The organism is Zobellia uliginosa, assembly GCF_900156625.1.
GTDB classification, from domain to species: Bacteria; Bacteroidota; Bacteroidia; order Flavobacteriales; family Flavobacteriaceae; genus Zobellia; species Zobellia uliginosa.
In genome coordinates this window covers 247,047-260,790 of sequence record NZ_FTOB01000005.1, presented here as the reverse complement: position 1 = coordinate 260,790, position 13,744 = coordinate 247,047, and the positions used below count along the sequence as shown (strand labels likewise).

The 13,744-nt window shown below is 43.0% G+C and carries 5 protein-coding genes; all 5 read right to left on the bottom strand.

Translation table 11 applies throughout. The features are described from left to right. On the bottom strand, window positions 1-2,113 hold a 2,113-nt coding region (locus BW980_RS17625), incomplete at its 3' end, for a beta strand repeat-containing protein (protein ID WP_139327723.1). Window positions 2,114-2,691: 578 nt separating this feature from the next. Beyond that, entirely contained in the window at window positions 2,692-7,149 is a 4,458-nt protein-coding gene (locus BW980_RS17620; RefSeq protein ID WP_245800095.1) for a Calx-beta domain-containing protein, read from the bottom strand. 327 nt (window positions 7,150-7,476) lie between these two features. Next, window positions 7,477-9,417 carry an OmpA family protein gene (locus BW980_RS17615; RefSeq protein ID WP_076456477.1) on the bottom strand — a complete coding sequence of 647 codons (1,941 nt, stop codon included), beginning with the start codon at window positions 9,415-9,417 and terminating at the stop codon, window positions 7,477-7,479. Between the two features lie 12 nt (window positions 9,418-9,429). Further along, window positions 9,430-10,389: a PorP/SprF family type IX secretion system membrane protein gene (locus BW980_RS17610; protein WP_076456476.1), complete on the bottom strand. Its 960-nt coding sequence runs from the start codon at window positions 10,387-10,389 to the stop codon at window positions 9,430-9,432. Between the two features lie 14 nt (window positions 10,390-10,403). Continuing rightward, window positions 10,404-13,475 carry a T9SS type B sorting domain-containing protein gene (locus BW980_RS17605; protein ID WP_083690520.1) on the bottom strand — a complete coding sequence of 1,024 codons (3,072 nt, stop codon included), beginning with the start codon at window positions 13,473-13,475 and terminating at the stop codon, window positions 10,404-10,406. Window positions 13,476-13,744: the final 269 nt, after the last annotated feature.

Below are 13,744 nucleotides of genomic sequence, written 5' to 3'. Positions count from 1 at the left end.
CGTTTACACTATCCCCGTCAACATCAAATGGAGTTCCCAGGGCTACTTCAGCGGCATCCTGGATCTCGTTATTCGGGTCGGCATCCGCATCATCGGTATCCAAGGCATCGACATAGGCCTTAGTGGCCGCGTCCTGTGGATTGCTTGGATCGGCCAAGTTGGTGATGGCCTGGTTACCCGCACTTGGGTCCTCACCTATTACGTCCTCTAAATCTTGGATCTCGTTATTGGGGTCCCCATCTAAATCAGGACTCGCATTTCCACCTACGGCATTCCATGTACTTCCGTCATAAACATATAATTGTCCCGCAACTTCGTCTACATAAGTAACCCCACTATTACTAGGTGTTACGGACGGAGCTCCATTGCCCAACAAAGTAAGTTCGTTAGTGGCATCCTCATCAAGATCTGTTGAATTTACCGTATAGTTTCCATCGCCATCATCCGATACTGAAATCGCACCTGTTCCGGCGATTACGGTTTCTACGAGCGATGATAAATCAACACTTGTTGAACTCCCTCTTTCAATCTCGATCTGTAATTGATTGGTTCCACTTAAAGTGGCTCCGGTCAAATTCTGGTTATCGCTAGCATTGGCTGCCAAATCAATAATAGCCTCTTCTACCGTATTTTCGTCTACACTATCACCGTCAACATCCAAAGGTGTTGTTAAGTTCACCTCGGTCGCTTCTTGATCATCGGTTCCATCAAAACTTGTAGTAGTTCCGTTTTCGGATGAATACACATAATTTACGTTATCTGCAGTGGATAAAGTAGTAATCGTTTCATCGATTTCCGTGGTAGTACCATCGGCCTCCGTTACCGTGGCGATCAGATTACCGGCGATAACATCGGTTATGGCAATGCCGTTCGTATTGATATCTACATCCGTTCCGTCTCCATTGGTAAACCTATAAACCCCACCTCCCAGATCCGTGATATCCGACTTGGCGACTGTTACATCGGTTCCGGTCTCATCGACCAAAGTGATGTTCCCGTCATTATTATCCTCGATACTTACAATGCTCTCTTGGATCGAAACCGTAGTACCGTCCTCCTTTTCGTAAATACCTATTTCATTTCCTGTAGTCGATGTTCCCGTAATATCCGTAACCGTTTCATCGATTTCCGTGGTAGTACCATCGGCCTCCGTTACCGTGGCGATCAGATTACCGGCGATAACATCGGTTATGGCAATGCCGTTCGTGTTGATATCCACATCCGTTCCGTCGCCATTGGTAAACCTATAAACCCCACCTCCCAGATCCGTGATATCCGACTTGGCGACTGTTACATCGGTTCCCGTCTCATCGACCAAAGTGATGTTCCCGTCATTATTATCCTCGATACTTACAATGCTCTCTTGGATCGAAACCGTAGTACCGTCCTCCTTTTCGTAAATACCTATTTCATTTCCTGTAGTCGATGTTCCCGTGATATCCGTAACCGTTTCATCGATTTCCGTGGTAGTACCATCGGCCTCCGTTACCGTGGCGATCAGATTACCGGCGATAACATCGGTTATGGCAATGCCGTTCGTGTTGATATCCACATCCGTTCCGTCGCCATTGGTAAACCTATAAACCCCACCTCCCAGATCCGTGATATCCGACTTGGCGACTGTTACCGTTGCTCCAGATTCGTTTGTAAAAGTTACATTGCCATCACCCGCATCGCTTATAGCCGTTATGGTTTCGTTAATTGTTACTATATCGCCATTCTCATTCTCGTAAACACCTATGGCATTCCCCGTGGGTGCCGTTCCCGATAAGGTCGTAATAGTCTCAACAGGCAAAGTCACCGTTGCCGTACCTCCGTTTTCAAGGGTTAGCGACAGTACTCCTGTTCCATTATCAAAAGTAAAACTCTGAAGCTGTTGGTCATCAGATGATGTCAATTCCCAAGAATCGCCATCCCAGAAATAAATTGTACCGGTATCGGTATTCACATAAATATCCCCGAGATCGGCTCCTGCAGGAGTAGCTACTCCCGGTGCAGTAACATCGACACCGCTTAACACCTCACAGTTACATTGGTCTTCTAAATTGACCGTAGTCTGTGCAAATGTTAATCCGGAGATTAAAAAAACGAGGATTATACTTATTTTTTTCATGACCATCACTTTGCTTAATATCGTATCGTCCAATACTTTTTGTAATTACTATGCGAGCTATTAACAGACATAGTGAACTGTTTCTTTTTCAAAAAAATCAAAGCTGAACACCTTTCCGGACATTGCACGTTTTATGTGCATTTTGGTATAGTGAAGAGGATGTGGATACATCCTAAATGCCACTCGGTTTTTGAGATAAAACCTATTGTCTTATTTGGTTAAGCTATTCAGTTTTTGGGGTGAATTGAACCAATCCTATTGAAAATGATCCAATTACAGTTTACAAAATTAACCTTAGTGCTACCAACTGAAAATAATTGTTGTATAAGTGTTAATTACTAATGTATACGTAGGAAAAAATGAGGTTTCGATAAATATATTTTCTGTGCCACTCGTCGATAAGTTCAATTATATCGCTGTATTACAAAGGTCTATAAATCTTAAAAATGAATCAAATAGTTCGTATTTGCATCTTTTTTTGACCACTAAAGAAGGCGCAAAAAAGTATCGAAAAACAACTTTGAAAGATGAAAAACCCATCCCTATATCGAGGTAAAACCGGAAGCGAGAACAAGCTGTTAATTCTTCTTTACACGGTAGGTAATTCTACGATTTGTAATTACGGTATACGCTTTAATAATGCTTAGGGGAGAGAATTCAGAAGTAGCATTGGCCAAGGTAGCCGTTGTAGTTACCGATTTACCTAGGCTAATACCCGACGGAGCAGGGATACTGAACTTAAACTTATTGGTGTTATCGGTATTATTGTCATCATCGGTGTAGGTCGTAACCTGCGAATCAGTGTCCATCGGGCCACCTTCGACCATAGTGGCGAGATATATTTGTCCTTCACCGTAATCGTATGCCATTCCCAACTTATTATCACCAATGGCGGCGGAACCCTCATTGATGTCGGTTGCAAACAGTTCTACGGTTGCCCCTGGCCTTGACCACCCTTCAATGATAAGGTTGGTTCCTGAAAGATAAGCCCCAGTGATTATCGGAAAATTGAGAAGTCCGTTAGGACCATTATCGGTATCACCTGAATCGTTAATGGTAACCCCATCTCCCATGCTGTCGGATGCATCTAAATCGATACCTAATGCCGGACCGGCCGTTCCGTTCGTGTAAATGGCGTTTCTAGAAATTAGATTACCCGAGGTATTCCCTCCTCCAAGAACAACACCGGCGCCTCCATTTGAAGCGATTATATTCTGGGTCAGGGTAGAATTGCTTCCATCGAGACGAATGCCCGCATTGGCATCATCTCCGGTACACTTACCCCCGTCTTGGCCTGAATTTACTATTGTATTTTCCGTAATCGTGAGTCCACCCGAAATTCCTTCGCCATCAATTCCTAAGGAAGCCGCCCTATCTATTAAATTCTGTTGGATCAAAATACCCGATCCCCCACTAACTTTTATATTATCAAAACACGCATTGCTTCCGTTATCGGTTATATGGTTGTTCTGAATAACGGTAGACGTGCCTCCGTTGACCCATACACCTTCATTCGTGTTTCTTGCGATGTAGTTCCCTTCTATGGTCGTTATACCTCCCGTTACTTCGACTCCATAATCGATGTTACCCGATGCATTACCAAGAGCGTTGACCCCTAATAAATTATGCGATACGGTAGCCGAACCACCTTCGACCTTTACTCCGGCATTATTACCCGCACGAACGGCAATATTACGTACCTCCACATTGGTGCCGTTTAATTGAAGGACATCACCACTGGCACTATAAAGTTCAATTTCAGGTCTATCGAAATCGGGTAAAATGGTATTTGACACGCCTACCCCTGTTCCCCCGGAACCTACGGTCCCTGTATTTGTATTTCCCGAATACGCCGTTTGCGTACGACCATCGATAACCGTATTTGTACCGGACACCACAGGAAATTCATTGGGATTTGACATGGTAATATTGAAATATCCGTTAGCAAAATTGGTATCGGCCGGTCTGCCCAAGGGATCACCGGTAGCGGGTATCATAAAAATTGAGGTGTCTTCACCAGCACCCGGATCAAATAGGCCATTGGCTTCAATATCTAAGCCTACCTCACCTATGCCATTGGAATTCTTAATAAATTGGGTCAATGAACCTTGTCCAGTTTCATTGGTATTCACAATGGTATTGAAGTTGAAGCCGAAATCGATTCCCACGACACCATTACCCGCCACCTCAACCGGTGATATACTCTGTGCGTTATTAAAAACACCTAGCGATACATCTTGCCCAGCTGTTGGGTCAGCCCCACCAACCTCATTGATGACATCTACAATACTACCAGAAACAACTTCGTTCCTATAAGTCTGTACCGGATAACAATTCGAGCAATTGGCTCCATTGTCCCTGGTGGACCTTACGGTCGAACTAACCACCTTTACAAAATAGTCTCCATCGGCCATCCCCCCAAACGAGTAATTTCCGTTCGCCTCGGTATTTTTTCTTTGGATGAAATTGCCTGAAGCGTCAAAGAGTTCTACGATTGCCCCCGAAATTCCTATCCCACCCGAAGTCATTTGGTTTCGCCCCGGACCTCCAGGATAATTAACATCCTCAAAAACACGTCCTGCAATCAAATTCGATGGAACTTTTAAGACTACTGCTGCGGAAATAACAAAATCTTGACCTACGTCTACGTTGGCCGTTACCTCACTATCCGCAGTTTGAATAAATGACGAAATATCATAAGTATCTAAATCTACACCATAGGTACTGGCGTTATTATAAACGGGCGGACCTACAGTATTATCGTAAATTGTAGAATTATAAGAGTTATTTCCGGTTTGGCCACCATCGCCCGTAAGTATAAAGTTTTGGTTACGCTGGTTGGTAATGGACAGTTCTTCGGGGTTAGTAGAACCCGAACTTGAACCATTAAGGTCTGGATCACCTTCCCATGATAAGAAAGAAGCTTTAGCTCCAGTGCCATAAATGGCATAAAACGAATCTAAGGTAAATGAGTTACCGTCATTACTTAATCCGTCAAAACCCTGATACAAGTTAATGTTTACGGCCGGCAAGGAGCGGTCTTCATAAAACACCATTAGCGCCCAGCCTCCTAGCACCGTACTTGTAGTACAATATTCCCCGGTATTATTAATGGTAAGACCACTAAAATCGAAAACGTTGCCCGATAAATTAGATACCCCCTTAACTATTGCGGTTACATCACTTACATACCCAAAAAAGTTTCTGTTACCCAACGAAGTTTGATACAAAAAATTAGCCGATACATTCTGTCCTTCAAAGATTACATCGGAATCCCGCACCGTACTGGAGTGCGACCAATACAAATAGGCCCGTTCTACAGACGCCGTTGCCGGTACCGGGGATACCAAGCTATTTGACGACGATGTAGTAACCGCACAAGGACTAGCCCCATTAGGACTGGTACGCAACGTACCTCCCGTGGTGGTATAATCGTAATACCCATCAAATTCTTGAAACAAGGTCAAAGGGTCATTTGCCAAGATTTGTGAGTTTATAGTACCTTTCCCTTTTTCATTATAGTTCACTACGGCATACTGAGCATTCGCTCCGGTAAACTCTATATCAAAATCCTCGGCATATTCGGGTACACCATCATTGGCTATAGGCACCGATATGGTCTGAATATTGTTCAGCTCTCCCGTAAAAGTCAATGTACCAGAGGTTGCGGTATAATCGCTTCCTGCCAATGCAAGTCCGTCCACGGTCCTAAAATCGACCGTAAAAGGAACTTCCACGAATCCAAACAAGAAAATATTTCTTCCATGGGCCGCTCGTGTGGACCTTACCGTAAATACGGCATTACCTACATCTTCATCAAAAGTAATATCGTCAATTACAATAATCGGTCCGTCAGGAAAACAATTGATTTCAGCTTCCCAACCGGCTCCAGTATTACTTCCATTGGAAACAAACCTAAAAGTTAAGCATCCTGATGAATGGGAAGAGTTAATACTCGTAGGAACGTTAGCACTATCGTACTGCCCTATTAGCGTTCCACTCGTATTCGAACCTTCATAAATATAAAGAACATCACCGGAAACGATTTCAAAACTGGAAAAGTTGATATTAATGTACGTATCGGCCGTATCCGGACATATAGTATACGTCATATCTTGGTTATTGCCGTAATTTGAAAGTCCGCCCGGATCAAAAAAAGTATCACTACATGTGGTAGCACTACCCCCATTGGTCATAATTAAGGCGTCATCGTCTATAATAGTAGCCGTAGCCGTATCGCTAATATCTATCTGGGAATCGGATGACAAGGTAAATTCCACCGTAAAATTTTCGGGATTCTCCATAATTCCATCATCAAGAATAGGAACAGTTATGGTTTCGGTATCACCTGTAGATCCATTAAAGTTCAAAACACCTGTTCTAGAGGAGTAGTCGCTACCGTCGTTAGCGGAACCATTTACGGTTTGATAATTTAAAGTATAAGGTGCCGTGGCATTTGCCCCCGTATGTCTAACAGTAAAAGTAGCATTACCGGCATCTTCATCTACCGTAATATCATCTATTTCAATTACCGGTAATGGTGGCGGAAAAGTGGCCGTAATCAGAAAATTATCAATAAGGGCATAGTCGCTTTGATTCCAATTCACTCCGGATTTTGCCAATCGAATGGTTGTGGTCGCCGAAATATAGCTTGAAATATCTCGACTGAAGGTTCCCGAAGTATTATTCCCACTAATCGTACCTACTCTTGTATAAGACGCCCCGCCATTATTGGAAACCTCTACGCCCAGTGCCGTGCCTCCCGTAAGGCTTATGGCCCTATAAGTGAAACTTAGGGTTGCCGTTGCCGCGCCATTTAAGTTGGCCGATCGACGTATGGTTTCCGACCATAGATAATAAAGCTCGAGCCGGTTACTACTTATTCGTATATACTCGCTTACCGGTCCACCATTCGTGTCCCCTGTTTCGATCCAATTGGTACTAAAGTTGGAACTACCATTGTTATTGGCGTAAGAAACACTGCTGAAATTGTCCCTATAAGTTTCTTGCGCGAACAGCTGTAACGAGAACAGCATCGCAATAAAAATATAAAAGTAGCTTATGTTTTTATGGAACATTTAATATATCCGTAAAGGGTCAAAACCATCCAAAAAGAATCGAATCAACCCAATAATCAAACAAATATACCGGTATCTGGCCCGCTACTACCAAAATTGTTGTGAAGTGAAGAATTGGTAACACGTGAGGCCCGTTTTACAGTGTCTATCGATTTTCAACATGGCCCATAGAGCTACTTCAAGGCTTTTATCGACCAACTACCTTATGATAAAAAAACCAAGAATATCCATCAAAAAAGGCCGCTATTTGATAGCGGCCTTTTACAGTTGGTATATTTAATTGTTTTATTCGAGAATGATAAATTCGGAACGTCGGTTCAGTTCATGATCCTTATCGGAACATTTTACACCATTGGCGCATTTGTTTATGAGTTTGGTTTCCCCAAAACCTTCGCCTTCCAGTCGCTCTTTGGCAATTCCCTTACTGATCATATAGTTTACCGTAGCTTCTGCCCTCTTTTGGGAAAGCCATAGGTTGTACGAATCTTTCCCCCTACTATCGGTATGTGAGTTCACCTTGATTCTTAAACTCGAGTATTTCTCCATGGCCGCAATAACTTTTTCCACCTCTATTTCCGAATCTTTTCGAATATTGTACTTATCGAAGTCAAAATAGATGGTACTAAGTTGTAACAACTTGGCCAAATCGTCTCCAAATCCGGCACTGATAGAGCTTCTTTCCAAGAAGAAATCGATGGTTTTAGGTGCCCCATCAGATTTTCCCAAGTACTCTTCGGAAGGAATATAACCTTCGGTCATTGCCCTTACAAAATTGCCCTGGGTACAGTCTACGATCAAATTATATTTACCTTCCGCATCGGTGATGGCAGACATAATTTCTTCGTTATTTTCATCAATAACCTTCACAGAAGCCCCAACCAATGGCTCATTGGATATTTTATCCCTTACGACCCCAGATACAGCTTGTTCACAGTCGATAAGTAGTGGTTTAGTTTCAAGGAAAGCATAAATATCATCCGCTCCTTGACCTTCCGAGCGGTTTGAAGCGAAGTAACCTTCGCGGGTATCTTCGTTAAAGATGAACGTAAAATCGTCCATTCGGCCATTAACGGGCTCCCCTACATTCATTACGGTACCATCGAACCTTCCATTGCCTATCTTCGTGGCAAAAATATCAAGCCCTCCCAGTCCTGGATGTCCATCGGAAGAGAAGTACAAAATATCCTTACTGGTTACAAAAGGAAAGGTTTCCCTAGCTTCTGTATTGATTACGTCCCCTAGATTTTCAGGCGTTCCATAACTTCCATCTTCATTTATGGCCACCTTAAAAATATCGGACTCACCATATGAGCCGGGCATATCAGAAGCAAAATACAAAGTTTTTTCATCAGCGCTCAATGTAGGGTGCGCTATGGAATATTCATCGCTATTAAAAGGCAGTTCTTCAATATTAGACCAAACCCCTTCTTCAGACATAACCGCCTTAAAGATCTTAAGACGAATGATTCCATTACCATCTTTTACATATTTACCATCCTTGTAATTGTTACGGGTAAAATAAAGTGTTTGACCATCTTTGGTAACTACCGATGTAGACTCGTGCAATCTCGTATTAAGTTGATCGCCCAACTTGGTTACGAATCCGGTAGAGGTACTATCGGCATTAACCTTGTAAAGGTCTAAGAAGTCTTTTGAATTCCAGGTGTGACGATAGCGCGCAAAGTTACCGGTGTCCCTATCCGAAGAAAATATAAGTCCCTTCTTATAAAAAGATGGGGCAAACTCCGAGTAAGGTGAATTGTATTGAAATGGCAAAACGTTGTACCTACCGGAATTTTTCTTGATATCGTTTAAATAGTCTTCTTCACTTTTGTAGGTATTGGCCCTAACATCATCTGAAGTGACTTCTAGAAACTTGGCCATTATAACTTTTGAAGTTTCGTAATCTTCTAAAGTCTTCAAGGTTTGGGCATACCTAAAGTAATATTCAGGACCCGTTTCGTCAGGATATTCATCTACCAGCCTCTTATAGGTATTGGCGGCATCTTCGTAATCTGCATTGTAATAGTAAGAGTTCCCCAGTTTCTTTAATAAGTCGGCCGAAACATATCCGCGATCGAGCACTTTTTTGTAAATGTCGATAGCCGGACTAAAGGAGTACTCGTCATATTTTTCATTGGCTTTGGTTATTAATTTTTCTTGGGCAAAACCGCTAACACCCATCAAAAAGACCAAAACAAATAGAATGTGTATTTTTTTTATCATAAGATATAAGGTTTAGAAGAAACGGGGAGAAACCAATTTTTCAAACGATTTCACCAATTCCCATCTTAGAAAAATTTCAAAAGACCCTGAGTTATATTGTGTACTGCCAAAATCGGTTGTTTCTTTATCATAGGCCAAACCTAACATAATTTGGTCAGATATCTGAAACCCTGCCAAGGCACTTACTGCGGCATCCCATCTGTAAGCGGCTCCGAACGAAAACTTTTCCGCAAAGAGAAAGTTGGCCGACACATCTACCTGAAGAGGCGCACCACCGACGACCTTTGTCAAAAGGGCCGGTTTGAACATAAGGTTATCGTTCAAATCAAATACGTAACCGGTAATCAAATAGAAGTTCACACGGTCTTTTGCCAAAAAGTCGATTTGATTGGCATCGGTATCGCCCGAATCGAAATGCTCTACCTCCAATAAATTGGGCGCGGAAAGACCGGCATAAAACTTATTGGTGTGATAATACATACCCAAACCTACGTTCGGGGAAAACTTGTTTTCAATATTATCCGTACCTACGGCTTCTTCAAAACCTGGTCGCTGCCGTAATTGTTCAAAATCAAGGTTCAGGATGTTACCCCCCAATTTTAGACCAAAAGACAGTTTTCCTTTAAGGGAAACATCGATTGAATAAGAAATCAATCCGTCTATATACGTTTCCTGAACGGTTCCTTCCCCTATTTTGTCGTTTACTACCGACAGGCCGTATCCCACATTACTATTTCGAATGGGAGAATGCAGGTTAACGGTAAAGGTTTCGGGCGAACCGTCTAAACCTACCCACTGTGACCTGTAAAGGCCCGCGATGCTGAGCTGTCCCCTAGAGCCCGCGTAGGCTGGGTTAACGCTCATCGTATTGAACATGTACTGAGTGTATTGGGCATCTTGTTGGGCGGAAGCCGTTTGACAATAGACCAACACCAGGAATAGGGCCGCTAGTAGCTTGTTTTTTATAATCATGCCTACTTTATAGATTATTTACTGATATAAATATAACCACTATCAGTTATATTCTGCTTGTTTACAGTGGAGTACTTAAAGATATAGAAATATACACCGGCAGGTAGATAGTCTGCGCCACTTATAGTGGATCTTCCTTTTGACCTACCGTCAAAAACATTGTTCTGGTTATTGTAATCTTCCCCTTCGTAAACTGCCACTCCCCATCGGTTAAATATCTTAAGGCTATTGTTCAATGCCTTATCGACATTTTCAATCCACAAGAATTCATTTTTACCATCCCCGTTAGGCGTCACCATTTGCATCACTACAATATCGGTATCCTCCTCCGGGTCAAGATATGAAGGGATTCCATCACTATCAAGATCATCGTCTGTAGGATTACCGTTTCCATTTCCATCTTCGTCAGGCGTATCGATACCGTCTCCATCATCATCAATATCACGGTAATTCACGTCTTCGGTACCATCGGTATCCGGTAGGTCGTTTGCCGGATCGTCGATTTCATCGTTGACATCAAAGCCATCGTTGACATCACTTCCTTCGTAACCATCATCAAGACCATCTCCATCCGTGTCAATACCTGTGTACGATTGGTCAGGGATACCATCAAAGTTGAAGTCGTTCCCTTCATTATTATCGAACACCAAATCATTATCACTATCTAGGTCAATATAATCTTCCGTATCTGCCCCATCGGTATTTACCGGTATCAATCCATCAGGATAAGCCGAGTTCAATCCGTCATTGGCTTCGTAGGTTGCCGCATCGTCTTCGTTCGGTGCGATATAACCGTCAGTGGTCTGGGCCTCTACGTTATCAGGAATACCATCATCGTCAGAGTCGATATCCAAATGGTTAGGTATACCGTCACCATCCGTATCCAAAGGATTGGTCAAAGGATCGTTATCACCATCGGTGTTTGGATCTTCTACAGTATCCAATATACCGTCATTATCGTCATCTAAGTCTACCCTATCCGGCACTCCGTCACCATCGGTATCGGTATCGTCAGGATTCGGAATATTATCGGTAGGATCTAAATAATTTGGCGTACCGTTTCCATTACTATCGTCATTGGTAGGGTCACCGTCTTGATCCACATCTTCATCGGGAGTATCGATGCCGTCACCGTCATCGTCTAAATCACGGTAATTTACGTCTTCGGTACCATCGGTATCGGGAAGGTCATTTGCAGGATCGTCAATTTCGTCATTCACATCGAAGCCATCGTTGATATCGCTTCCCTCGTAACCATCATCCAATCCGTCACCATCGGCATCGTTACCGGTATAGGTCTGATCAGGAATACCATCGAAATTGAAATCGTTACCCTCGTTGTTATCGGGAACACTATCGTTATCACTGTCAAGGTCTATGTAATCTTCAGTATCAGCCCCATCGGTGTTCACAGGTGTTAACCCGTCAGGATAGGCCGAGTTCAATCCGTCATTGGTCTCATAAGTTGCCGCATCGTCATCGTTCGGTGCGATATAACCGTCAGTGGTCTGAGCCTCTACGTTATCAGGAATACCATCATCGTCAGAGTCGATATCTAAATGGTTAGGTATGCCATCACCATCCGTATCCAAAGGATTGGTTAAAGGATCGTTATCACCATCGGTGTTAGGATCTTCCACTGTATCTAAAATACCGTCGTTATCATCGTCTAAATCGGTAGAATCAGGTACACCATCACCATCGGTATCGGTAGGATCCAAGTAATTTGGCGTACCGTCATTATCGGTATCGTCATTGGTCGGGTCACCATTTTCATCGATATCTTCATCGGGAGTATCGATGCCGTCACCGTCATCGTCTAAATCACGGTAATTTACATCTTCGGTACCATCGGTATCGGGAAGGTCATTTGCAGGATCGTCAATTTCATCGTTGACATCAAAGCCATCGTTGATATCGCTTCCTTCGTAACCGTCATCCAATCCGTCGCCATCGGCATCGTTACCGGTATAGGTCAGATCAGGAATACCATCGAAATTGAAATCGTTACCCTCGTTGTTGTCGGGAACACTATCGTTATCACTGTCAAGGTCTATGTAATCTTCAGTATCAGCCCCATCGGTATTTACCGGTGTTAACCCTCCGATATAGGCCGAATTTACCCCATCATTGGCCATGTAGGTCGCTTGATCGTCATTATTCGGTGCAATATAACCATCAGTGGTCTGGGCCTCTACGTTATCAGGAATACCATCATCGTCAGAGTCGATATCCAAATGGTTAGGTATGCCGTCACCATCCGTATCCAAAGGATTGGTCAAAGGATCCTTATCACCATCGGTATTAGGGTCTTCCACAGTATCTAAAATACCATCGTTATCATCATCCAAATCGGTAGAATCCGGCACGCCATCACCATCGGTATCAGGACATACCATCGGAATTGCAGTTAAGCGGATTCCGTTTATTGGAAAATCGGAAGTTGTATAGAATTGGATTTCATCAGCCACGCCTTGAGATACCCAAACAAAACGATCAGGACCTGTTATAGGCGAAACTGTTGTATTTTCTACAAAGTAATCATTGGTTTCATTACTAGAAATGATTCCTGCGGGAAGCGCCGTTGTCTGTACATATGTAGTGTTATCAAGAGCAACGATACCATCCCTGTGGTTTGCATCGACTCTAGCTGAATGCTCCGCTATCAGTTGTACAGGTACGGTACCCGAAAAGGAAAAGGTAACCGGAAGGCCTTGGTTCACCTCAAACAGCCCGCCTGTATTTTTAGTACTTGCCCCGGTAACGCTTACCAAAACACTACCAACGGGAAGCCCCCACTTAGCACTTAAATCAACGTTCGTTGCAGATAGGCTCCCATCGGTTACGCCATTGGCAAAACCAAAATCACTAGCCTTGATTTCTTCAGGATTTTCTTCGACACACCCTGTAAGACTGTTTTCCAGCACGAGAGTGGACTTTATTTTTTGAGCTTCTTTGCCATTGGCTCCCTCTATAGGACCATTGCTGGCAAAAGAAGATCCCACACCCAAAATAGCGAGGGCGAAGGTATAGGTGACGGCCTTAAAAGCACCGTTCTTAAAATTTAATAGGGTAAAGTTTTCCATAAATGTTTAGTTTTATTAAACTAATCACCATGGCCTGTAGGTTATAAAGCGTATGTAGTAAGAAGTTGGGATACTTCAATATTGACGCAAGATATATCTAATATTTAGATCTCCAAATTCTTTTGATTCCAGAAATTATGATTTATCCGCTAAAGACCTATATATTCGGTGAAGCGAGCACATCAAATCAGTTTGACGAACTTAGACTCCGACGAAACACGCTAGAAATCAAACGTCAATAACAGCATATCGAATTTTTCCGTAGTTGG

What these genes read in the sequence shown, in the direction of transcription:
- BW980_RS17620 (WP_245800095.1), bottom strand. Translation starts at nt 7,149, where the DNA reads ATGCTGTTCTCGTTACAGCTGTTCGCGCAAGAAACTTATAGGGACAAT.
- BW980_RS17615 (WP_076456477.1), bottom strand. Translation starts at nt 9,417, where the DNA reads ATGATAAAAAAAATACACATTCTATTTGTTTTGGTCTTTTTGATGGGT.
- BW980_RS17610 (WP_076456476.1), bottom strand. Translation starts at nt 10,389, where the DNA reads ATGATTATAAAAAACAAGCTACTAGCGGCCCTATTCCTGGTGTTGGTC.
- BW980_RS17605 (WP_083690520.1), bottom strand. Translation starts at nt 13,475, where the DNA reads ATGGAAAACTTTACCCTATTAAATTTTAAGAACGGTGCTTTTAAGGCC.